General features: G+C 28.5%; 23 protein-coding genes. All 23 read right to left on the bottom strand.

What is annotated here, in order from left to right; translation table 11 throughout:
* Nucleotides 1-8: 8 nt before the first annotated feature.
* Nucleotides 9-956, bottom strand: a complete 948-nt coding sequence (locus tag IPM32_09545; GenBank protein ID MBK8945497.1) for a hypothetical protein — start codon at nucleotides 954-956, stop codon at nucleotides 9-11.
* Nucleotides 957-1,030: 74 nt separating this feature from the next.
* A complete protein-coding gene (locus IPM32_09540) occupies nucleotides 1,031-1,669 on the bottom strand; it encodes a site-2 protease family protein (GenBank protein ID MBK8945496.1) in 639 nt (212 codons plus the stop codon).
* Between the two features lie 2 nt (nucleotides 1,670-1,671).
* On the bottom strand, nucleotides 1,672-2,562 hold the full coding sequence (xerD, locus tag IPM32_09535; protein ID MBK8945495.1) for a site-specific tyrosine recombinase XerD: 891 nt from the start codon (nucleotides 2,560-2,562) through the stop codon (nucleotides 1,672-1,674).
* A gap of 2 nt (nucleotides 2,563-2,564) precedes the next feature.
* The gene (locus tag IPM32_09530; GenBank protein MBK8945494.1) at nucleotides 2,565-4,781 is read right to left on the bottom strand and encodes an HDIG domain-containing protein; all 2,217 of its coding nucleotides are present in this window, start codon (nucleotides 4,779-4,781) and stop codon (nucleotides 2,565-2,567) included.
* Nucleotides 4,769-5,623 (bottom strand): HAD family hydrolase, encoded by an 855-nt coding sequence (locus IPM32_09525; GenBank protein ID MBK8945493.1) that lies wholly within the window; start codon nucleotides 5,621-5,623, stop codon nucleotides 4,769-4,771. Before IPM32_09525 ends, IPM32_09530 begins: the two co-directional genes overlap by 13 nt.
* Nucleotides 5,624-5,647: 24 nt before the next feature.
* Nucleotides 5,648-7,084, bottom strand: coding sequence for a sodium/solute symporter (locus IPM32_09520; protein ID MBK8945492.1), 1,437 nt, complete (start codon nucleotides 7,082-7,084; stop codon nucleotides 5,648-5,650).
* Between the two features lie 5 nt (nucleotides 7,085-7,089).
* Nucleotides 7,090-7,449 (bottom strand): STAS domain-containing protein, encoded by a 360-nt coding sequence (locus tag IPM32_09515; GenBank protein ID MBK8945491.1) that lies wholly within the window; start codon nucleotides 7,447-7,449, stop codon nucleotides 7,090-7,092.
* Between the two features lie 37 nt (nucleotides 7,450-7,486).
* Nucleotides 7,487-7,966: a hypothetical protein gene (locus IPM32_09510; protein ID MBK8945490.1), complete on the bottom strand. Its 480-nt coding sequence runs from the start codon at nucleotides 7,964-7,966 to the stop codon at nucleotides 7,487-7,489.
* A 51-nt stretch (nucleotides 7,967-8,017) separates the two neighbouring features.
* Nucleotides 8,018-10,030, bottom strand: coding sequence for an NAD-dependent DNA ligase LigA (gene ligA, locus IPM32_09505; protein ID MBK8945489.1), 2,013 nt, complete (start codon nucleotides 10,028-10,030; stop codon nucleotides 8,018-8,020).
* Nucleotides 10,023-10,985 carry a helix-turn-helix domain-containing protein gene (locus IPM32_09500; GenBank protein ID MBK8945488.1) on the bottom strand — a complete coding sequence of 321 codons (963 nt, stop codon included), beginning with the start codon at nucleotides 10,983-10,985 and terminating at the stop codon, nucleotides 10,023-10,025. Before IPM32_09500 ends, ligA begins: the two co-directional genes overlap by 8 nt.
* 12 nt (nucleotides 10,986-10,997) lie before the next feature.
* The gene (rsmB, locus tag IPM32_09495; GenBank protein ID MBK8945487.1) at nucleotides 10,998-12,362 is read right to left on the bottom strand and encodes a 16S rRNA (cytosine(967)-C(5))-methyltransferase RsmB; all 1,365 of its coding nucleotides are present in this window, start codon (nucleotides 12,360-12,362) and stop codon (nucleotides 10,998-11,000) included.
* Nucleotides 12,363-12,503: 141 nt separating this feature from the next.
* Nucleotides 12,504-12,707 (bottom strand): 50S ribosomal protein L31, encoded by a 204-nt coding sequence (rpmE, locus tag IPM32_09490; GenBank protein MBK8945486.1) that lies wholly within the window; start codon nucleotides 12,705-12,707, stop codon nucleotides 12,504-12,506.
* A gap of 66 nt (nucleotides 12,708-12,773) precedes the next feature.
* Entirely contained in the window at nucleotides 12,774-13,463 is a 690-nt protein-coding gene (locus IPM32_09485) for a hypothetical protein (protein MBK8945485.1), read from the bottom strand.
* A 3-nt stretch (nucleotides 13,464-13,466) separates the two neighbouring features.
* Nucleotides 13,467-14,051, bottom strand: coding sequence for a sigma-70 family RNA polymerase sigma factor (locus IPM32_09480; GenBank protein ID MBK8945484.1), 585 nt, complete (start codon nucleotides 14,049-14,051; stop codon nucleotides 13,467-13,469).
* 63 nt (nucleotides 14,052-14,114) lie between these two features.
* Complete coding sequence (holA, locus tag IPM32_09475) at nucleotides 14,115-15,134, bottom strand: DNA polymerase III subunit delta (GenBank protein MBK8945483.1); 1,020 nt, start codon at nucleotides 15,132-15,134, stop codon at nucleotides 14,115-14,117.
* Nucleotides 15,135-15,251: 117 nt separating this feature from the next.
* Nucleotides 15,252-15,878, bottom strand: coding sequence for a peptidylprolyl isomerase (locus IPM32_09470; GenBank protein MBK8945482.1), 627 nt, complete (start codon nucleotides 15,876-15,878; stop codon nucleotides 15,252-15,254).
* Between the two features lie 9 nt (nucleotides 15,879-15,887).
* On the bottom strand, nucleotides 15,888-16,736 hold the full coding sequence (uppP, locus tag IPM32_09465) for an undecaprenyl-diphosphatase UppP (GenBank protein MBK8945481.1): 849 nt from the start codon (nucleotides 16,734-16,736) through the stop codon (nucleotides 15,888-15,890).
* Nucleotides 16,737-16,745: 9 nt separating this feature from the next.
* Nucleotides 16,746-17,360: a hypothetical protein gene (locus IPM32_09460; GenBank protein ID MBK8945480.1), complete on the bottom strand. Its 615-nt coding sequence runs from the start codon at nucleotides 17,358-17,360 to the stop codon at nucleotides 16,746-16,748.
* On the bottom strand, nucleotides 17,360-18,430 hold the full coding sequence (locus IPM32_09455) for a flippase-like domain-containing protein (GenBank protein MBK8945479.1): 1,071 nt from the start codon (nucleotides 18,428-18,430) through the stop codon (nucleotides 17,360-17,362). Before IPM32_09455 ends, IPM32_09460 begins: the two co-directional genes overlap by 1 nt.
* A complete protein-coding gene (locus IPM32_09450; protein MBK8945478.1) occupies nucleotides 18,417-18,998 on the bottom strand; it encodes an outer membrane lipoprotein carrier protein LolA in 582 nt (193 codons plus the stop codon). Before IPM32_09450 ends, IPM32_09455 begins: the two co-directional genes overlap by 14 nt.
* Nucleotides 18,995-21,448, bottom strand: coding sequence for a DNA translocase FtsK (locus IPM32_09445; GenBank protein ID MBK8945477.1), 2,454 nt, complete (start codon nucleotides 21,446-21,448; stop codon nucleotides 18,995-18,997). The genes IPM32_09450 and IPM32_09445 overlap by 4 nt, the downstream gene beginning before the upstream one ends.
* Entirely contained in the window at nucleotides 21,449-22,174 is a 726-nt protein-coding gene (locus IPM32_09440) for a 2-phosphosulfolactate phosphatase (GenBank protein MBK8945476.1), read from the bottom strand. It lies immediately after the preceding gene.
* Nucleotides 22,171-23,259, bottom strand: coding sequence for a glycine cleavage system aminomethyltransferase GcvT (gene gcvT / locus IPM32_09435; protein MBK8945475.1), 1,089 nt, complete (start codon nucleotides 23,257-23,259; stop codon nucleotides 22,171-22,173). The genes IPM32_09440 and gcvT overlap by 4 nt, the downstream gene beginning before the upstream one ends.
* Nucleotides 23,260-23,261: the final 2 nt, after the last annotated feature.

The following is a 23,261-nucleotide window of genomic DNA, read 5'->3' as shown; positions in this document are numbered from 1 at the left end:
AAACGACATTAAACATTTTTTAATAAATTATAATTTTTAAATCCGCCAATATTTTTGCCGCCAAGTAAATATTTTTCAACAAATGAAATAAATCGATACTTTAAAGTTTCATGCTTATGTGGTTCTCTATATTTATTTGGCTTTCCGGAATACTGCAATTTATTTTCCCAATTAAAATTGCTAATTATGTCTTTCATAACTTCTGGATGAGTTTCAGTAAAATCAGCAAGTAAATTTAACGGACCATAATCAAATTCTTTTGGAGCTTTTTCATAATAATCTATTGCACGGTTCAATCCCCAATGGACAGAATCCAATGCACGTTTTTTATTTTGCATCAAATGCGGTGGGCGAACCCATCCATAGTGATAAACTTCGGCATCAACTTTAGCAACATTTAATTTAGAATGTCCGCTTTCTTGTCGCGGATTATCATAAAATTCAAATTTTCTAAATGATTGTGCACTTTGCCAAGAATGTATTTCCGGTAAATTTCTAACAATTCTAATTTCATTTGGATACCAGCCGTGACCATTATGATAATGTTTGTAATCACCCCAAAAATGTTTATACCCAAAAAGTAATCCTTCTACTTCTTCAACATCCAATAATTCTTCACATCTTTTTTGAATTACATTTAAATATTTTTCATGAATAACTTCATCTGCTTGCAAATAAAAAAGCCAATCACCGGAACATTTTTGCATAGCAATATCAGTTTGTATTGAATTTATAATTCCTTTTTTAAAATATTTTTCATCCCAAACCGTATCAATAATTTTAACTTTTGGATCGCCAATTTTCTCAATTCTTTCGCGAGTATCGTCACCTTCACTGCTTTTTCCAACTGCAATAAAAAATTCATCAACTATAGGAAGTATTGATTTTATTGACTCAACTATCGGATAGTAAAGTGAAATTCCATTTCTTACAAAAGAAAATCCGCTAATTTTCATAATTATTTTTTATCACATTTCATGTTTTCATTTTGAAAAATAATAACAAGTTCTTGTAACTCAAAACACAATTCTCATAAAATAAAAAATCCATTCAGCCAACTAACAAATTCCATAAATACATTCCAAAGTGGACTGTAAATAAATACAAACAAAATTACAGTTCCATAAATTCCTAAGTTTAACAATTTAGCAGTGTATTGATTTGGAAAAATATCAAATAAAATATGTGAGCCATCAAGTGGTGGAATTGGAAGTAAGTTAAAACAAAATAAAAAAATATTAAAAATTATAGTTAACCTAATTATATTGTAAAAAATATTGCTTAATTCAATTTGCATAAAAGAGAATAAATTAAAAACTAAATAAACTAAAATTGCTAAAACCAAATTTGATAATGGTCCCGCAAATGAAACAATTGCATCATCACGAAATTGATTTCTTAATTTGCTTCGATTTACTGGAACCGGTTTTGCCCAGCCGATTAACATAAATCCGGACGTAAATGCTAATATAGGCATAACTATACTTCCAATAAGATCAATATGTTTTAACGGATTTAATGTTAATCTCCCTTGCAATTTTGCAGTATCATCACCAAATCTGTTTGCAGAAAATGCATGTGCAAATTCATGTATACTTAATGAAATTAAGAAAATTGGAAGAAAATAAAACATTAAAATTAATTTTTCACTTATTTCAATTTCGGGCAAATTTAACCTCTTGGATGAAAATCTTTGTGAACTTGTTTCACATATTCACGATCAATATGTGTATAAATTTGTGTAGTAGAAATATCGGAGTGACCTAACATTTCTTGAACTGCGCGTAAGTCAGCTCCGCCTTCTAATAAATGCGTTGCAAATGAATGACGAAAAGTATGCGGATGAACTTCTCGTTTAATTTCAGCTATATCGCAATACTTTTTTACAATTTTCCAAATTGCCATTCTTGAAAGTTTTGAACCTTTTGAATTCAAGAAAACTATATTTTCACTTTTCATATTTTTTTGGAGCAGCGGTCTAACTTTTGTTAGATATTCTTTCAACCAATTAATTGCACTAGATCCAATTGGCACAATTCTTTGTTTTGATCCTTTTCCCAAAACACGAATTATCTCATCATTCAAAAATAAATCTGATATTTTTAAATTTATTGCTTCAGAAACCCGCAAGCCGGAAGAATACAAAACTTCCAAAATCGCTTTGTCACGTAATCCTAATCTCTCGTTTAAATCCGGAGAATCAAGAATTTTTTCTATTTCGAGGAATGACAAAACTGCCGGAAGTTTTCTCGATAATTTTGTAGAGTTTAAATTTGTAGTTGGATTTGTAAGAATATAACCTTGTTGTTTTAAGTAAGAAAAAAAACCTTTTACAGATGATGAATATCGACTCACTGAAGTTGAAGTTATACCATCTTCTCTCTGCCGAGCAAAATATTCAACAATAAGTTTACTATTAACTTCATTTAAATCTAATATTTTCTTTCTATCAAAAAAATCAATCAATTTATTCAAATCATTTTTATATGATAAGATAGAATTTTCCGAAAGGTTTTTCTCAATTTTCAATAAAGATAAATATTCTTTTACAAATTCTTGCATTACTAATTTGAATTATCTTTAACTTCGTTTTCCATTTCATCTTGTTTTGGATAACGAATTCTCTTATGATGCAAAGCAACTAAAGTTGAATAAAATGATTTTCTAATTTTCGTCAAATCAGAAAATGTAAGCGGTGAATCTTCGAGTTGTTCTTCTTTCAATCTGCTGCTAAAAATATTCGAAATAATATTTTCAATCTTTTCTGGAGTTGGTTCTGTCATAGCTCTAACTGCTGATTCACAAGCATCAGCTAACATTAAAAGTGCAGTTTCTTTTTTTATTGGTTTTGGTCCAGGATATCTAAACTTATTAATATCAATATTTTCAATTCCCTTTTCTTCGATAGCCTTTTCATAAAAGTACGAAACTAGTAAAGTGCCATGATGTGTTAAAATAAATTCAATTATTTCCTGTGGTAATTTTTCTTCTTGAGCCATAATTACACCTTGCGCAACATGCTCAATAATCATTTCAGCACTTTGTTCAGTTGTAAGCTGATCATGTATATTATAATTATCAATTTGATTTTCTACAAATGCACTCGGATTTTGAGATTTTCCTATATCATGATATAATGCACCAACCCTTACTAGTAAAGGGTTTGCGCCAATTTCCGCTGCAGCGCTTTCTACCATATTCCCCATTGTTAGGGAATGGTTAAAAGTACCTTGTGCATTTCTAGCTAATTCTTTTAAAAGTGGATTATTAAAATCAGTAAGTTCAAGTAATGTTATGTCAGTTGTAATTTTAAATATTTTTTCAAAGAAAATAATTAAGCCATAAGTTAGCACCGGACTAAATAAAGCATTAGATGCAGCAAATCCAATCTGCACAGCAATTTCTTCCCATGGAGCAAATCTTTCCAAGCCGAAAGCAAGAATGCTTGTCATATAACCCAATAAAATAAATAAGAAAGATCGGAATATTTGATTTCTATTTTTTATATCTCTAACTGTATAAGCTGCTAAACCTCCGGCAACAATATTCATAACAACTAAGGAATAATCATTTCCACGTAAGCCGCCGACAATTAATGACATTACTATTGTTGAATAAAATCCTATTCGAGAATCAAAGAAAATTGTTATCAGCATTGAAACTACCGGAACTAAAATCAATAATTCAATTGGGGCATTTACATTTATCTGATTTATTAGAAATGCAATAAAACTTATTAAAACAATTATTACACTTATTAAAAATATTTTTGAATTATCATTAAAAATTTTGGGGCGGAATAAAAATATGTAAACACTAAATAAAGCTATTATCACAAGAATATGAAGAACTTTGCCCAATCCTTGAAGCATTTTTGACCAAAATCCTCTTTCTTCACCTCGCGCAATTCTATATGAATCAATTTTAAGCTTTATATCAGGGGTTATTCTATTATGTTTTGCAACTATTCTTTCATCTTCTTCAACAATTCCTATATTCCTTGAAACTCTATCTTGTGCAAGTTTAATTTCTATATCAGTAAGTTCTTTATTAAAATTTACCGAAGGTTTAAAAAAATGTTGCGCATATTCAATATATATGGACATAATTTCCGGATCATCCGGTTTGGTTGAACTTATCAAATTGTTCAGTATTTTTTCATATGCCGATTTATCTAAAATTCTTTTTTTAGAAATTAAGTTTTCAAATTTTCCAACTCTTAATGCTATTGTATCCTTTTCAATTTCATCGTAATTTAAATTGAAGAAATCATTCTTATAAATTTCTTCACTAATTTTTAAAATATTTGAAAATAATTTTGAGGTTGTAATTGGATAATTAACAGAAAGTGAGTTTTCAAATTTTCTAATTTCTTTAATTTTTGCAAAACTTTCTGAACTCAGAAATCCAAAACTATTTGTAATTTCATTTTGATCAATTTGTTTATCTATATTTGCTAAAAGTTTTACATTGAAATTCTTAATTGAGTCTGAAACAGTTTTTTGAATATTTCTTTTAATCTCAAAAACCGGTAAAACACTTTCGGAAGCATTTAATTTTTCGATTCGATAAGTTTCCGGCTCTTTTAATATTTCAAACGGCATTGTTGCAATTAAATCATCTTGAATCCATATTGCACCAACAGGAACATCAAATTCTAATGCCTCTCCTCTTGGAAACATAGAAGCGATTAGAACTGCTCCGATTAAGATTATTAAAACTCTTAATTGTTTATTTTTCTTTGCGATATTTATCGAATCTTTGCTAATTATTGCTGCCATTTTTTAGCTCTTAGTATCATTTCTAAAAATTCTGCGGTTCCGTCTTCTTCATTGGTTTTTGATGTTACGTGATCTGCCAATTTTTTAATTTCATCTACAGCATTTGCAACAGCAATTTTTAAAGCTTTTGTACTAAATAACGATTTATCATTGTACCAATCACCCATTACAACTGTATTATGAATATTAATTTTAAGATGTTTGAGTAATTTCAATAATCCATCACCTTTAGAACAATTTTTATTTCTAATTTCTAAAAAGTAAACCCCGTCTTGATCTTGAGATTTGTAAAATGATGTTTTCAATCCAAACGCACTTGGAAACTTCATTTTATTCTCAATTAACTTTATTGAATTTTTATAATCACCAGTAATTACAATTTCTAAAGTTCTATCCATTAAATTATCATACGATTCAATTTCTTCAAACTTTGCTTCGTATTTATCCATCAATCTCGGAATTAGTGAATTTTGCTCTGTATAGTAAATTGCTTCATCATGACTTAATGCAACTTTAAGCAATAATTCATCAGCCATATTAATAGCTTTTTTTACATATTTTGGTTTTATGTATGATTCAAAAATTATTTCATTTGCCGGATAACTTTTTATTATTGCGCCATCCAGAGATATTAACGGTGTAGCAATATTTAAAATCTTTGCATATTCAATCATTGAATTATGAAGTCTGCCGGTTGCAAAAGTAAACCTAACACCAAGTTTTTTTAATTCGGTTACTAATTCAATAGATTTAGAGCCAATCTCTGCATATTCATTTAGCAAAGTACCGTCTAGATCAAAAACTACTAATTCTATTTTTTTTAATCTGTTTGGATCAACCATAAAATATTCTGATGTAGGAAAAATTTATTTTTTACTCAAGTAAGATAAAAAAGTTCCAAGTAGTATGGTAGCAGTAACTCCAATAAGTGTAAACCAAGTCCAAGCAGCTAACTTTAATGAAATTACCGTAATCATAATAAAAATGCCGCCGGTAAATGCCGCCAACGCATCTTCTTGATTGGCATTCTTAACAAATAATCCGAGCATGAATGTTCCCAATAAACCACCGTATGTAAATGAGGCAATACTTAACGCCAATTCCACAACAGTTTGAGAAGAATTCATAAAAAATAATGCAGCAAAAATTAACATTATTGTCCAAATTATTGTGAAAATTCTTGAAACCGTTAAATCAATATTTTTATTTCTATTTTTAAAAAAAGGTTGATAAAGATCCATCATAGTTGAAGAGGAAAGTGCGCTAATTGAACCGGCTAAAGTTGACATTGCCGCAGCAAATAAACCAGCAATAATAATTCCGGAAAAAGGTGAAGGAATATTTTCAATTATAAATTTGGGAAAAATTTCATCAGATCGTAAATCTAATTTTCCGTAAAATGCAAATAATGCAATTCCAACTAAAAGAAAAATTACAAATTGTATAATTACAATAATTCCACTTCCAATAATAGCTTTTTGAGCTTGTTTTAAATTTTTTGTGCTTAATAATCTTTGTACAATTAATTGATCTGTTCCATGTGAAGCCATTGATAAAAATGCTCCTCCGATAATTCCACTTAGCAAAGTATATGGTTGCCCAAAAAATTCTGAAATTGAATTACCAAAATTCAGATTAATAACATTTAATTTATTTTCAGTTACTGCCGATGAAATTAATGTTGTAAATCCATCCGGTAAAAATTTAAATAATAAAAAATATCCTGCAAGTAAAGCTCCGCCTAAGTAAATAAACATTAACAGAACATCAACCCAAATAATTCCTTTAACTCCGCCGGTTATTGTATAAAGCAGAGTAATAATTGCAATAATAATTATTGCTGTTGTATAATCAATTCCCAACATTAATTTTAGAGGAATTGCGGTTGCGTAAAGTCGTACACCATCAGCAGCAGTTCTTGTAAACAAAAATATTATTGATGAAAATGATCTGGTTTTGTATCCAAATCTGTTTTCAAGAAACGCATAAGCAGTATTTAATTCTCCTTTGAAATATGATGGAAGAAAATATTTTGCGATAATAATTCTTCCCAATAAATATCCAAAAGTTACCTGAAGAAAATTTAGATTTGTTAAATAAGCTAAACCGGGAATTGAAATAAATGTTAATGTGCTAGTTTCTGCGGCAACAATTGAAAAACAAACTGCCCACCAAGGAATATTTTTAGAGCCCAGAAAATAATCTTCAATTGATTTTTGTTTTCCACCTTTAAAGATTCCAAATAATGCTACTCCAATTAGAAAAAGAACAATTATAACATAGTCAAAAGTTTTATCCACAATTAGACCTAAATTGCTTTTAACTCATTAACGGCTTCTTCAACAGTTTCTTTTATTGGTAAAACTCTATTTAATTGCGAAATTTCAATCAAAGTTCTTACACTTTTTTGAGGAGCCGCTAATCTTATATGTCCGTCATTTGTTTGTAGTATTCTAAACGATAATAAAATCGCGCTTAAACCGGAACTATCGCAATATTCAATTTCAGATAAATCAAAAACTAATTTTTGAATATCTTCATTTGATAATAAAATAGTTAATTCGCCTTTTACTAAGCCGGCAATTGAAGCATCAAATGTTTTTTCATGTAATTTGAAAATTGCAACATCGCCATTTTTTTTGAATTCAAAGTTTACGTTTTCGTTCATATTAATACATTATTTTTCATTTTGAGTAAATTTAAAATCAAAACATCTTTAATGAATTTAACAAATTTCTGTATGATATTTCAGAATTTATTTCCGTATTTACAAGCTGAAAATTATATAGATTTTCTACGTTATATTTTTTAAACCCGACTTTAAATTTTGCGTTTATTAAAGTTACCGAAGAAACTAAAAAAAGATTTTCTTCTCTTTCCAAATCAACAAGAACATCAAATTTCTGGTTGTCAATTTTTTCTTTCAATTGTTTATTCGGCAAACCCAGTTTGGTCAAATTATCAAAACTATATGTAATTGCATTAAAATTATTTGGCAATCTAACTAAATTTTTTCTATGCTCGGGCAAATATAAAGTTACATTTTTTTTATGTATCTGAAAATATTTTGCAACATCCAAACTATTATTAAAATCATTATCATTTAAAGGTAAAATCAAAATATAATCTAGAGATTCTTCTATGAAATTATTAAATGAAAATTTGTTATCAAAATTCTTTAACATTTTCTTTTTGAAAACGTAATAACCAATTCTATTTTTAATTTCCTCAAACAATTATTTTTTCTCTAACATTTGGTTAAATTTTTCCTCGTCTATAATTTTTACATTTAATTTTTGAGCTTTATCTAATTTAGATCCTGCATTTTCACCTGCAAGAACAAAATCAGTTTTACTACTTATTGATGATGAAACTTTGCCGCCATTTAGTTCAATTATTTTTTTTGCTTCATCTCTAGTCAATTTTGATAAAGTTCCAGTAAGTACAAAAGTTAAGTTTTCAAAAATAATATTTTGCAGTATTTTTTTTTCAGACTCAAAATTCAATCCAAATGATTTAAGAGAATTTATTATTTCTAAATTTTGCGGATTGCTGAAAAATTTTTTTACACTTGCAGATATTTTAGGTCCAATTTCCGGAACATCTTCAATCTGTTCTGCTGAGGCATTTATCAAATTATCAATATTTCCAAAATGATTTGCTAACTTTTTAGCAGCGCCGGCTCCTACAAATCTTATCCCAATTGCAAATAAAACTTTTTCAAATGGTTTTGATTTACTTTTTTCAATTGCGTTAAACAAATTTAAAACACTTTTTTCGCCAAATCTTTCAATTGAAATTAATTCATCTTTTCTTTCGGGAAGTTTATAAATATCAACGTATGAATTCAGCAATTTCATATCAACAAAAAGATAAATTATTGATTCGCCTAATCCTTCAATATCCATTGCTCCGCGTGATGCAAAATGTTCAATGCTTCCTTTAATTTGCGCTGGACATAAATTATTAATACAATAAATTGCAACTTCCTCTTCCGGAAAGTATAAATTTTCTCCGCAAACCGGACACACTTTGGGGATTACAGTTTTAGCAGAATTTGGTTCCCTTTTTTCAAACACAACTTCAGAAATTTTCGGAATTACATCTCCGCCTTTTTCAATAACTACAGTATCACAAATTCTTAAATCTTTTCTTTCAATTTCGTCTTTGTTATGCAAAGTTGCTCTACTAATTGTTGAACCGGCTAAAAATACCGGCTCAAGTTCTGCAACCGGAGTTATGGCACCCGTTCTTCCAACTTGCCAAGTTATTGCTAATAATTTTGTAGATATTTTTTTTGGAGGAAATTTAAATGCTCTTATCCATCTTGGATATTTATCTGTATTTCCTAATAATTTTTGGTCAAATAAATTATTAACTTTTATAACAATTCCATCAGTTTCATATGGTAAATTTTCTCTTTTCCTTTCCCAAACTTCACAATACTTAATTACTTCATTTATATTTTTACAAAGTTTATAATTCTCGTTTACTTTAAATCCAAATTGCTTTAATAATTTAAGATTATTCTCATGAGTAGATAGATCTTGTTCTTCAGAATAAAAATAGTACGTAAAAATATTTAATGGTCGGGAGGCAACAATTTTGGGATCTTGCAATTTTAATGTTCCAGCTGCTGAATTTCTTGGATTTGCAAATAATTTTAAATTTTCTAATTCTCTTTGTTTGTTTAATTTTTCGAATTCCGCAATTTCCATAAATACTTCCCCGCGTACTTCAAATTTTTGAGGAATATTTTCTGCATAAGTCAATTTTAAAGGAACCGATTTAATAGTTTTAACATTTGTTGTAACATCTTCGCCGGTAATTCCATCTCCTCTTGTTGCGGCATTTTTTAAAATTCCATTTTCATAAGTTATGCTGATTGAAACGCCATCAATTTTTAATTCGGCAACATATTCAATATCAATTTCAGTTTTAAAAAAATTTTTAATTCTCTTATCAAAATCAAGAAGATCTTGTTCATTGTATGAATTCTCTATGCTTAGCATTGGAGATTTATGTATAACCGGTAAAAATTCTTTTGTTAAATCGGAACCGACTCTTTGAGTTGGTGATTCTGGAGTAATTAGCTGTGGGTTTTCATTTTCTAATTTTTGAAGTTCTTTGTAAAGTTTATCATATTCGAAATCTGAAATTTTGCTTTCAGCTAAAACGTAATAATAATAATCATATTCTCTTATTTTATCTCTTAGTTCTTCAATATTTTTCTGAATATTATTACTCATTTGTAACTGCTTTCTTCAATGATAAATATTCAATTCCATTTTTTGTGATTATTAATTTTCTTGCTCTTCCAACTGCTTTATTAAAAGCTAATTCTTTACTATTTAAAAATAATTTCACTGAACCGGAATTTCCTATATGCAATAAAAATTGTTCTTGCGCATTGAAAACTCTTGTCATGCCGGAAGTTATAGTAAATTCATTATTATCTTTTTCATCAATAACTGCGCGTATCCAAGCTTTATCATCACAAACAATTTTTAGTTCAAGTCCATTTTTTTGAGGTTGAACAATTTGCGAGTTTAAGATTTCTTCATCAATTTGATTAACAGTATCCTTTATTGTTGAATTTAAACTATCTGTTTTTACAAATGAAGTATCTGAAGAAAGTGTATCAATTACTACTTTCTGCGGTAAAGTTTCCTCAAACGGTTTTTCGGTAATAAATGAATTTTCTTTATCGCGTAAAAATGTATTATACACCACAAATATTATTAACATTAAAACTATTGCAAGTAGAGAATAATAAACTGGATAATTTTTTTCTATATGTTTTGAAACTTGTGGCTGTTTAAAATTTTCAATGCTGGGAGGATTTACATCTTTTATTATTTCTGGAGTTTTAACATTTTTTTTCTTTGGTAATTTGGATTCTTTTGTTTTTTCATTTTCATCATTTGCATTTTCATTTGTTTCACTTGGTTCAAAATTCAAACCTTGTTTTGCAAGCTCAAATTTGGAAACAATTTCATCCGTATTTAGATTAACTGCTCCGCAATATTCTCTTAAAAATGCTTTCATGTAAAATTCCGGCATTATTGAAAAATTGCCTTCTTCAATTGCTTCAATAAATTTCTTATCAATTCTGGTTTTTGAATGAATTTGATCAATGGAAATTTTCTTTTCTTCACGTTTTTTCTTTAATTGCTCCGAAAATTTTTTCAACATTTCATTCATTTTTTCCCCCTATCAGAATTTCCTTATAATTTTTGCTACAAACGCTCCATCCATATTATTTTTACTTGGCAAAGTTTGTACACATCCGTTTTCATCAATAACTTCCGGATTGAAAGTTCCATTTAAATTTACCAACTCAAAATTTATATTTGATGCCAAAAATTTATTTACAATTTCTATATTTTCTTCGGGTTCTGTTGTGCAAGTGCTGTAAACTAAAATTCCACCAACTTTTACAGACATTGCTGCTTTTTCTAATAATTTAATTTGAATATCATTAAGCTTTCGAATATCACCAAAATCTTTTTTCCATTTTATATCCGGCTTTTTTGTTAAAGTTCCAATTCCACTACATGGAACATCTGCAAGAACTCTATCAAAATCATTCTCATTAAAATTTAAAGAATCTTTTACAACTGTTCTAACATTACTAATTCCCAATCTTTCAATATTTTTCTTTAGAATATCTAAGCGATTTTCAAATTTATCAACAGCAACAATTTCTCCTTGATTTTTCATTTCGTCAGCTAAAAATGCAGTTTTACCACCGGGAGCGGCACAAAGATCGAGAACTTTCATTTCCGGTTTTACATCAAGTGCTTTGCATGCAAATCCGGTACTTTCATCTTGAATTGTAAAATATCCTTTTTGAAAATATTCCCAGCTTGTAATATTTGTAAGTGTAGTTAATTCAAGATATTCATCTAAATATTTCCCGTTTTTATATTTGAGATCAACAGAATCTAATAATGTTTTTAATTCTTCAATATTTGTTTTAAGCAAATTTACACGAAGTGTATGTTTTGGTCGGTTGTTGTTTGCGATTAACAAATTTTTTGTTTCTTCTTCTCCAAATCTTTTAATCCATCTTTTTACCATCCAAGTTGGATGCGAATAATAAGCAGCGTAATATCCAACAATATCTTCTTCTTTATTTGGATATCTTATTGAATCTTTACTTCTAATAATATTTCGTAGAACTGCGTTTGTAAGATTTGCAGATTTTTCACCTTGAAGTTTTTTTACAAACTCTACTGATTCATTTACCGCGGCATGCTCGGGAACTTTATCCAAAAACAATATTTGATAAAGTGCAACACGCATTGAATTTTTTACATTCGGAATGCACTTAGAAAATTGACCTTTGTAAAATCCATTTAAAATCCAGTCAATTCTCCCAAGCCATCTTATTACACCATGCACAATTTCAAATAATAACGCTTTATCTTTGCCGGATAATTCCGAATTTTTTATTTCAATATCTAATAATTTTTCTAAATAGGCGTCGGTTCTATCAACCCTATTAAGCAGTTTAACTGCAATTCCTCTAACACCGGAATATAGATTTGTTTCAGAACCAATTACGACTTGTTGCATAAAAGTTCAAATAATTAATTTATTAAATGTGCGTTAAATTTAACAAAAAGAAAAGAAAATAAAGAATTTTAGATTTTAAGAAATGAAAAAGCTTTCATAAAATAAACAATTTTGTGTGCTTATTTTTTTGAAAGCTTTAAATTATTTTTTTAAACCGTATTTTTTATTGAATCTGTCAACTCTACCAGTTGAATCTAACAATTTTTGTTTTCCGGTAAAAAATGGATGACAATCAGAGCAAATTTCTAATTTTATATGATCAACAGTTGATTTTGTTGTAAAAGTATTTCCGCAAACACAAGTTACTTCACAATTTTGATAATTTGGATGAATATTTTTTTTCATTTTGAACCCGATAAATTTTAGCCCATAAAAATATTAAATCTTTCAGTAAAATTCAATATTCTTAATTTATCTTTCTTTTTGTTTGTACATTTCTCTTTTTAATGAATCAAGTTTAGCTTTTAAAGTTTCAACATACTTTTTATCAACTTCTTCTCGCATATAAAATCCGTTAAAAAACGGAGAATTATTTCTACTTGCTAAAGTTGCTCTTCTATCAATATTTGTTGATTTATTTTCATTTTGCAAAGCTTGGTCCAAATTGGTTGATTTATAATTACTAAACGGAAATTTTGTACTATTATTGTTTTCGGTAATTATTTGATTTTCTTTTTCTTTGTTTTGTAAATTAGAATTTTTACTATTTTGAGCAATTTCTCTTTTTTTCTTAATTATTACATCATTTTGATTGATTTCACTATTTGCAGTAAGATTTTTTGAATTCAACAAACTTCCAGAAATCTCTGTTCTGAGTTTAGGAGAAATCTGAAACGGGTTTTCAAAATTTTCTGGATCTGTATTTAGAAAAAATAATGAGATTACAATTGCTGCAGTTGCAAAACTTCCAACCGGAATTAAAACTTTCCATGGAAAAAACGAATATTTTTTTTCTGTCTTTAAGGCAAAATTTTTATTCTGAATTTTTACTTTTAGATTATATTCAAAATTATTTTCCGCTTTAACTTTAGGAAGTTCCCTTAACAAATTAATTACATGTTTATATTGCTCATCATTAGAATTGTAGAATTTTTGCTCCATAAATTACCCACTGTAAATATTTTTTAATAATTCTTGAAGATGTCTTCTTCCTCTATTTATTCTAGATTTTACTGTTCCGATTGACAAATCCGTAATTTCAGCAATTTCTTCGTAAGATAAACCATCAATATCTCTTAAAATTACAACTTCTCTATAAACCGGTTTAACTTTTAACAATGCTTTCTGAATAATTTCACCTTTCATTTCGCTATCTGTTGCTCGCTCCGGCGAAACAAAAGAAGTATCTTCTACTTGAATTTTCTTTTCATCATCATCATTATCCAGAGAAAAAATCATTCGTCTTTTTCGTCTTTTCAATTCATTGCGCGCTAAATTTCCGGCAATTGTGTAAATCCAAGTTGAGAATTTTGCAAAAGATTTATATGAATCTTTATGCAAATAAAACTTAATCATCGTATCTTGAACAATATCGGTACAAAGATCTTTATCGCCTAAAAAACGATAAACATAATTTGTTAACGGATCTTTAAATCTGTTAACCAAAATTTCATAAGCTTCAAGAGTATTATTTTCTTGAAATTCTTGGATTAATTCTTCGTCAGTTAAATCGTTTAGTTTTCTATCCAATGATCTTTATACTTTTAGTTTAAAAAAATGTTTCAAAAATTACGTAATTCTATTCAAATAATTCTATTCTTCAAAAATTTCTGTTAATAAAATTGTTGCTAAAGTTTTTTCTTCAATTCCGGATGTTTTTAACGTAAAATCTGCATTAAAAAGTGCAATGAAAGCTTTTTGAACTTTTTTCTCATTATTAAAATACGAAGCATTTTTACAATTAATATAATAATATTTTGAAACTCCAATTGCTTGAGATGCTTCTGCATCATTTAATCCGCGCTGCTTTAACTCAAATGATTGAGAAATTACCATGAAATATTTTGTAAGCATTGAAATTACAAAAATTAAATCTTTACCGGTTTCAAGTAGATTAAACAATACTTTTAAAGAATTGCTTTTATTTCCCTTTCCAATGGAATTTAGCAAATCAAAAATTGTGTATTCTTTTGTTGCAGAAGATAAACTTTTAATTTCTTCAGCAGTAATTTCTTTTTTATCATTTAAAAAACTTTTTAACTTTTGAAATTGCATTTCTAACAGTGATTTATCTTCGCCGATAATTTCAATCAACATTTTAATATTTTCTGAAGTAACTTCAATTTCAAGCTGCGAACATCTTCTTTTTACCCAATTTTCTAAATCTGCACCTTTTAATTCTTTTGCTTCAAAAAGATAATTTTTCTCTGAAAGAATTTTATATGGTTCTGAATTTAAATTTGAAATTGCTCCATAATTTGCAATTACAAGAATTGTACTTTCAGCCGGATTTATAATGTAAGAATTGATTTGTTTTTTGTTTGCAAAATTTTCAAAATTTTTAACAATTAATAATTTTTTCCCAGAACCAAACGGAAAAGTTAATGCAAGATCAACCAAATTTGTTATTGAATCTTTTTTTTCTATATCAATAATTTCTTTATCAAAATCACTTGAAATAAATTGCGAAGCTTTTTGTTCAATAACTTTTATTGCATTATTAATTGTAAAATGATCTTCACCAAAAAAGAAATAAATCGGTTTCAAATCTGATTTTGGTAATTCGGATATTAGCGAATATATAGAAGCCGTATTTTCTTTATTTCTATACATTATTTTGAGAATGAGTTCATCTAAAATTAACTTTTTGCATTTACGAAAATTTTATTTTGCTTTATAAACTTTATTCAATTTAAGTATATAAATTATTTTTAGATGAACTCAAAAAATTTATTTGGATTTTTTTTCAATTGATACTTTGTTCATCACAACATCTTTTAACGGTTTATCAAAAGGTTTGGATGTTGCAACTTTTCCAATATTTTGAACGACCTCAAGTCCGGAAACAACTTTTCCAAAAACCGAATGTTTTCCATCGAGCCAAGGAGTTGGGACAAGCGTAATAAAAAACTGGCTTCCATTAGTATTTGGTCCGGCATTTGCCATTGATAAAATTCCAGGTCCGGTATGTTTTAAATCTTTATGAAATTCATCTGCAAAAGATCCTCCCCAAAAACTATCACCGCCGGAGCCGGTTCCGGTTGGATCTCCCCCTTGAATCATAAAATTATCAATTACTCTATGAAATTTTATTCCATTATAATAATCTTTAATTGCTAATCCCACAAAATTTTCAACGGTTTTAGGAGTTTTATCTGCAAACAATTCTATTTCAAAATCTCCCATACTTGTATTAAATTTTGCAACTAACATTTCGTTTGGATTTAAAGTCATTAGTTCTTTCACTTTTACCTCATATGGATTTTGTTTTAAATTTTCATCTTTTGTTAATGATTGTTTTTCGTTACAACTAATGAATACTATTGAAATTAAAAAAAATATTCCAAAATATTTCATTTTTCCCCCTTATGGATTTATAAGATTATTAAAAATCATAAAGATTATTATAGTTCCAATAACAATTCTATAAATAACGAAAACCATTGTTGAATTTTTCTTAAGAAATTTCAGCAGAAATTCTATTGTTAGATATCCGCTAATTGCCGATGCAATTGTTGCAACAACTAAAGTTACAATTCCGGAACCATCAATATATTCTAAAGCTTCATAAAGCTGAAGCAAACCGCTTCCTAAAATTGCTGGCACGCTTAGAAGAAAAGAAAATCTTGCAGCGGTTTCTCTTTTAAATCCTAAAAATATTCCAGCAGTAAGAGTTGTACCAGATCTTGATGAACCAGGAATTAATGCTAGTGATTGTGCAAATCCTACAATTAATGCATCATACCATTTTATATCTTTTAGCTCTTTTTTAAATTTTCCAAATTTTTCAGCAATTGAAAGAATAATTCCCAACACAATTAAACTTATTGAAATTACATATAAATTTTTTGTAAGTGCCCCTTCAATAACATCTTTAAATCCCATTCCGATTAAAACAACCGGAATTGAACCCCAAATTATATACCAACCCATTTTAGAATTTTCTGATTGCTTTCCGAAACTTTTTCTTTTCAACAAATTTTCATTAAGAAATTCAATTGTAATTTTCCACAAATCATTCCAGAAATAAATTAATATTGCAACTAATGTCCCTAATTGAATTACAGCAATAAATGATGTCCACTGTTCCGGATGTTCTTCAGAAATTAGTCCCATTAATTTTCCAGCAACGGTTAGATGACCGGTGCTGCTAATTGGTAAAAATTCTGTTAAACCTTGAATTATACCTAAAATAATTGCTTCTATAATATTCACTTAATTTTCCTAAAAGTAATAAATTACGCCAAGTTTAATTCCAATGCCAAAGGAACTTAAATCAATTTTATTATTAGTTACAGTTGTTATTTCACCGGTTAAATCATAAATAATTTCACCGGAAATTAATGCATAAAAATCGCTTCCTATTTTCGTATCACCTTGTGCTTTACCAATAAATCCAAAACCGGTAGTTTTATAAATGCTCGAGCTTCCATAACTACCTATTTTTTCTTGAGCTTGAGCAATTCTTAATCCAAAACCTCCGCCGAATTTAAATTTATAACCTTCTCCTCTTAACAAATAATATCCAATTAAGGAAGGTTTATGTTGATTTATTTCAAAATCATAAAAGCCAACACTAAAATCAGAATTGTAAGAATAAATGTTATAATTATATTCTAAACTCAATTGATATAAAGTTGTTATATTATAATTAAATTGGAGAAAGAAATCTGCAGAAGATGAAAAAGAAGGAACTTCATCATTTGAAAAATTTGTTTCAATATAATTTACAAGATCGGGTGCATTAAAGTATGAAAGTCCCATACCGCCACCAATTTCATATTGTGCAAAAAAATTACTTACACAAAAGAAGAATAAAATTAAAAATGATTTTTTCATTATAATTTTTCTTTACTTTTAAATACTGTTAAAAAATTTGCTACCGGTAAACCTTTTTTCACTTGTAATTTATTTATTCCATAAGATAAAATTATTGTAGAAACAATAAATAAAATATATGAAGTTATGTGAGTTAATATCGCAAATGCTCCGCTGATTTCACTATTAAAATTATATAAAGTTACTAACACGGAAATTACAATTAAATGATAAGAACCGGTTGCGCCGGGTGTTGGAATTATTACACCAAATGCGCTTATAGTCATAACTATCCAAGCCATTGAATAACTAACAGTTTGAATTTCATCCATGTGAATTGCATAAAAAGCAATATATGCCGTTAAGCCGTAAAGATACATTATAAGTGCGGATAGAAAAATTACAAGTAGGAAATTTTTTGTTCCCTTTAAACTTGCAAATCCATCAGTAAGTAAATGAAAGCCTTTTGCTAAAACATTTGCAATTTTTACAGAAAATTTTCCTACGAATTGCAAAATTGCATTGTAAAATTTTTCTTTGAATTGAACTAATAAAATTAAGAAAACAATAATACCAAGAATAACTGCAAAGCCAACATAAACTGTTGATTTAAGCCAGCTGATTTCTGAATAAAGATTTCCCGAGTAAATTGCAACACTAATTAAAACAGAAAAACCTAGGACTAAAATATCAATTACTCTTTCAACAACAATAGTTCCAACCATGGAAGAACGAGAAATATTTTCCCATCTTCCTAAAAATAATCCGCGATAAAGTTCACCTAATCTAGGGACAACACAATTAACTCCGTATCCAACCATTACTGCACCAAACAAATTGAGAAGAGATGTATTTTCTTTTACGGATTTAATTATAATTTTCCATCTGTGGGCTCTAACAATATGCGACATTGCCCAAACCAATAAATAAAGTAAAAACCATGGAATTGAAATATCTGACAATATTGAAATAACTTCTTCAAAATTTATATTACTGAATGCCATGTAAAGAAATACAAACATCAATAAAACCGGAAAAGTATAACTAAATACTTTTTTGAGTTTTGCAAAAATTGAATTATCTGAGGTCAATAATTTTCAATCCTTTATTTTCTTGAAAGTTAAAAATTGATGGAGACAAATTTGTATTAATATTTATTTCTGAAAATCTGAATTCGAAATTACCGCCGTTGAAATCTTCAATTAAAATTTTTGTAATAATAAAATCAGAATTTATCCAAAGCTTGGCATTCTTAAAATTAAAATTTGAATCGGTTGCATCTAAAAAAATTATAAAATTATTTTCATCAATTTTTTCTTCCGTTACTTTACATCCTTTTGGATAATCATAAATATATTCTCGTAAGGAAAAAGCCAGAGGATCATCTTCAACATTTGAAATTATTACTTTCTTTTTAGAATTATCAACATTCCAAATAGTTTTTCCATCTGAAATAATTGTATTTTTTTCGAGTTCAATTCTGTAATTATTTTTTTGTGAAAAATAAAATTTTCCATTCATTACATTTACATTATTTGCCGATTGAACAAATTCTGCTTTTAAATTATTTGTTATTTCAAACTTTTCTTGAATTTTTTTAATTAATGTTTCAGTTTGATTCTGAAAAAGAGAAATGATCAGCAAAAATAATAATATCATAATGACCTTAACAAAGTTTCAAGTTGTTCTTCATTTTCTATAATTACTTCACGTGCTTTGCTTCCTTCGGATGGACCAACAACTCCAGCTTCTTCAAGTTGATCAACAATTCTTGCCGCGCGAGAATAACCAAGTTTTAATCTTCTTTGTAATAGTGAAACAGAACCCTGCTGATGACGAACAATTACACGTGCTGCATCTTCAAACATTGGATCTTTATCTTCAAGAAAATTAGCTCCTTCGCTGCTTTTTTTATCATACATTGAGGGAAGAAAATATCTTTTGGAATATCCGCCTTGAGCATAAATAAAATTTGTAACTTTTTCAACTTCATCCGTTGATACAAAAGCGTTCTGCATTCTAATTGGTTTTGGAACACCTCCTGGAAGAAATAACATATCACCGCGGCCCAATAATTGTTCTGCGCCATTCATATCAAGAATTGTTCTTGAATCAATTTTTGTTGCAACTTGGTATGCAATTCTTGCCGGAAAATTTGCTTTAATAACTCCTGTAATAACATTTACGGAAGGTCTTTGTGTAGCAACAACAAGATGAATTCCAACAGCTCTTGCTAATTGTGCAAGTCTAGTAATTGGTGCTTCCACCTCCTTCCCAGATGTAATCATCAAATCAGCAAGCTCATCAATTATAACAACAATATAAGGAAGTTTATAATGCTTCATATTTTCCGTATCTAAAGGTCGCTGTTTAGGATTTGCAATTTTTTTATTATAATCAACAATATGACGAACTCCAAGTTTAGCAAGTTTATCATAACGTTTTTCCATTTCATGTTCAACAGATTTTAAAACTAACAATGCATTTTGCGGATTCGTAATAATTTCTTCACTTAAATCCGGTGAAATTGCTAAATAGTGTTTGTTTAATTTTCCGTAAAAAGAAAGTTCAATTTTCTTCGGATCAATAATTACAAATTTTATATCCGATGGATGCTTTGCATAAATTAAACTTGTGAGAAGCATATTAATTCCAACACTTTTTCCAGAACCGGTTGAACCGGCAATAAGTAAGTGCGGCATAATTGCTAAATCAGTAATATAAACTTCGCCGGTAATTGTTTTACCCAATGCAATAGGTAATTCCGCTTTTGATTTTCCTAAATGAGCAAGAACTGCACGTGCGCTAACTAATTGTGATTTTTCATTTGGAATTTCTACACCAATTGCACTTTTACCTGGAATTGGAGCAATTATTCTAATTCCACGTGCGGCAAGTGCTAATGCTATATCATGTTCTAGACTTACAATTCTGCTTATTTTTACACCAGGTGCCGGAACAATTTCATATAAAGTTACAACCGGTCCGGGTGTAACAGAAATATCTTCAATATCAATATCAAAAAGTTTTAATTTTTCTTTAAGAAGTTCTGCATTTTGTTTTAATTCTTTTTCAGAAACAGCAACAGATTCATCTTCTGAATATTCAAGTAATTCTAAAGTAGGTGAAATAAATTTTATATTTTCTTCCCATTGATCCGGAAGATCAGCTTCAATTTTTTTATCAACTGCTTGAATAATTTCATCAGTATCTTTTGTTTTACTGCTTGTAACTATTACTTCGGGTTCAATTTGCGGCTTTGATACTTTTACTTCTTCTTCGGTTCTAACAATTCTAATTTTAGTTTCCGGTTGAATTTGTTCTTCATCAATTTCATCTTCATTTTTTTCATCCGACTTAAATAATTTCTTCTTTGGAATTGTTATTTTTTTAATCTTCTCAATGCTTTCAGAAATTTTATCTTTTTCTTCAATATTTATTCTAATTTTTTCTTCGGGTTTTTCTCTATTTAGATAATTTGAAATATAATTTCTCACTGCTCTAAATCTTAGATCAAAGGCAATGAACAATGAAATAAAGATTGAAGTTAATAAAACAATTATTCCCCCAAGCATTCCAAACATTCTGCTTAATGCAGTGCCGAAGAAATCACCAATATTTCCAGCTAAAGTAATATTATTTAAAAAAAATTCTTGATCAGTATTAAATCTGATTACACCAAAAAAAGATGCTAAAATAATTCCAAATATTAATAGAAAGTTTGAAATATTTAAGGCAAGTTTTTTTTCACCGTTTCTCAAGATTGTGTAACCCCAAACAAATAAAACAATTGGAATTACAATTGAGAAATATCCTATTGTTGAATGAATGAGAAAATGTGCAGTATATGCTCCGAAAATTCCAAGCCAATTATGTGTATACTGAGTTCGATGAATATAATCCGGATCTGTTGAAAAAACTTTAAAGAAATCAGTAAAATTAAAATGTAATCTTGCTTGATCGTAACTTGAGAAAGATAAAATACTTAGCAAAAGTAAAACTGCAGAAATTACTAAAAATAATCCAATTAACTTTTTCTTCTTCTCAAGAGAAACAATAAAGTAGCCTTGATCACTGGAATTTTGATTATTTTTATTTTGTTTAGCCATTTATTTTGCTGTCGTTTTAATTACACCGGTTTGATAAAAAGGTACAATTTCAAAAATATTTTGTTGTGATGCGAAATTTAAATCTTCTTTAAAACCGGATTCAATTAATTTTTGTCCATGCTCGGTTTCGGCAAGCATTTTACTTAATTTCTTTTTGTGTTTATCAAAAATTATTTTACAGGTTTTACTCGAATCATCTAAAAATATATCTTCTTTCGAATCAAGAATTTGTGAAATTATCATCCCCGCACAAACTGAATCCTCATATGAGAATTTTCCGTTATTTCCTGAGCAAAGAATTTCCCAATCTTCATTGTTTTCAAGCATTTTTTCTTTAATTGCATTTGCATTAAGAAATGATGCAATAATCAGATTTGTAGCATATTTAGCTTTTACTATCGCTTTTGATCCGTTAGTAGTAAAAAGTACAATTGATTTCCCTTCAACAATTTCTCTAATATACTCAAGTGGAGAATTGCCGAGAGCAAATCCTTCAATTTTTAGAGTATTTCGTTCGCCTCCTAGTAAAGTATGTCCTTTAAAAGAATTTCCAGAAACAGTCATGGCAAATTCAACAGAACTAACTGGAATAATTTCCTTTGCACCGTTTTTCAAAGCTGTAACAATTGTTGTTGTTGCTCTAAGTACATCAATAACTACAACATTTTTTTTCGTAAAATAGAGTTCATCAACACTAAGCGGGGTAAGTAAAGTATTAATTTTCATTTTTTTTCTTTTATAAATGGTAAATTAGTGATTATCGAATCAACCCCCTTTCCCCTTATATTTGCTTGAAGAATTGTTCCTTCTTCCGAATATTCATTTGCAACATAAGCTAATGCAATTGGTTTATCTGTAATCGGACTAACTGTACCGCTAGTTATTTTACCAATAATTTTTCCATCCTTTAAAATCTCATAACCTTTTCTCGGAAAAACTTTATCATTAAATATTATTGGAACTAATTTTCTTGTAATTCCATTTTCCTTAATTTTTTCTAAAACATCTTTCCCAATAAAATTACCTTTTTTCAATTTTGTAATCCAACCCAACCCAGCTTCTATAGTATTTGTTGTTTCATCAATATCATTACCGTATAGACAAAATCCCATTTCTAATCGAAGTGAATCTCTGCATCCTAATCCGGTTGGTTGAATATCAAATTCTTTTCCGTACTCAAATAATTTTTCCCAAACATTTTCAGCAAATTCTTTTGAACCTTTGAAATATAATTCAAATCCTAATTCTCCGGTATAACCGGTTCTTGAAACAATAATTTCATTTCCATCAAACTGAGTTTTGAAAAATGTATAATATTCCAAATTAATTTTTTGAGCTAATAATCTTTCAACTACGATCTGAGAATTTGGTCCTTGTACAGCAAGCAAGGAATATTCATCAGATTCATCTGAAATTTCTACGTCGAATTTATTATTCTTTTTCATCCACTCAAAATCTTTATCTTTATTTGCTCCATTTACAACGAGTAAAAATTCGGTATCAGAAATTTTATAAACAAGTAAATCATCAACAATTCCGGCGTCTTCATAACACATTGCAGAGTATTGAACTTTTCCATCTGTTAAAGTTGCAGCATTATTTACGGTAATATATTGAACAAAATCTAATGCATTATTTCCTCTAATAAAAATTTCACCCATGTGCGAAACATCAAAAACTCCTACCGAATTTCTAACAGTTTTGTGTTCAGCAATTATTGAAGAATACTGAATTGGCATTTCGTAACCAGCGAACTCAACTAATTTTGCACCAAACTTTTTGTGAACATCAATAAATTTTGTCTGTTTCATTT

The sequence above is a fragment of the Ignavibacteriota bacterium genome (assembly GCA_016716225.1).
Classification (GTDB): domain Bacteria; phylum Bacteroidota; class Ignavibacteria; order Ignavibacteriales; family Melioribacteraceae.
The sequence above is the reverse complement of the archived record's forward strand: the minus strand, read 5'-3'. Positions and strand labels throughout refer to the sequence as shown.

Excerpts from the sequence above, each read along its gene's own strand:
- IPM32_09485 (MBK8945485.1), bottom strand. The coding sequence starts at position 13,463 with ATGGAGCAAAAATTCTACAATTCTAATGATGAGCAATATAAACATGTA.
- IPM32_09525 (MBK8945493.1), bottom strand. The coding sequence starts at position 5,623 with ATGGTTGATCCAAACAGATTAAAAAAAATAGAATTAGTAGTTTTTGAT.
- IPM32_09545 (MBK8945497.1), bottom strand. The coding sequence starts at position 956 with ATGAAAATTAGCGGATTTTCTTTTGTAAGAAATGGAATTTCACTTTAC.
- xerD (MBK8945495.1), bottom strand. The coding sequence starts at position 2,562 with ATGCAAGAATTTGTAAAAGAATATTTATCTTTATTGAAAATTGAGAAA.
- IPM32_09460 (MBK8945480.1), bottom strand. The coding sequence starts at position 17,360 with ATGAAAAAATCATTTTTAATTTTATTCTTCTTTTGTGTAAGTAATTTT.
- IPM32_09500 (MBK8945488.1), bottom strand. The coding sequence starts at position 10,985 with ATGAATGAAATGTTGAAAAAATTTTCGGAGCAATTAAAGAAAAAACGT.
- rpmE (MBK8945486.1), bottom strand. The coding sequence starts at position 12,707 with ATGAAAAAAAATATTCATCCAAATTATCAAAATTGTGAAGTAACTTGT.
- IPM32_09445 (MBK8945477.1), bottom strand. The coding sequence starts at position 21,448 with ATGGCTAAACAAAATAAAAATAATCAAAATTCCAGTGATCAAGGCTAC.
- holA (MBK8945483.1), bottom strand. The coding sequence starts at position 15,134 with ATGTATAGAAATAAAGAAAATACGGCTTCTATATATTCGCTAATATCC.
- gcvT (MBK8945475.1), bottom strand. The coding sequence starts at position 23,259 with ATGAAACAGACAAAATTTATTGATGTTCACAAAAAGTTTGGTGCAAAA.
- IPM32_09510 (MBK8945490.1), bottom strand. The coding sequence starts at position 7,966 with ATGTTAAAGAATTTTGATAACAAATTTTCATTTAATAATTTCATAGAA.
- rsmB (MBK8945487.1), bottom strand. The coding sequence starts at position 12,362 with ATGCAACAAGTCGTAATTGGTTCTGAAACAAATCTATATTCCGGTGTT.
- IPM32_09530 (MBK8945494.1), bottom strand. The coding sequence starts at position 4,781 with ATGGCAGCAATAATTAGCAAAGATTCGATAAATATCGCAAAGAAAAAT.
- IPM32_09470 (MBK8945482.1), bottom strand. The coding sequence starts at position 15,878 with ATGAAATATTTTGGAATATTTTTTTTAATTTCAATAGTATTCATTAGT.
- IPM32_09450 (MBK8945478.1), bottom strand. The coding sequence starts at position 18,998 with ATGATATTATTATTTTTGCTGATCATTTCTCTTTTTCAGAATCAAACT.
- IPM32_09440 (MBK8945476.1), bottom strand. The coding sequence starts at position 22,174 with ATGAAAATTAATACTTTACTTACCCCGCTTAGTGTTGATGAACTCTAT.
- IPM32_09515 (MBK8945491.1), bottom strand. The coding sequence starts at position 7,449 with ATGAACGAAAACGTAAACTTTGAATTCAAAAAAAATGGCGATGTTGCA.
- ligA (MBK8945489.1), bottom strand. The coding sequence starts at position 10,030 with ATGAGTAATAATATTCAGAAAAATATTGAAGAACTAAGAGATAAAATA.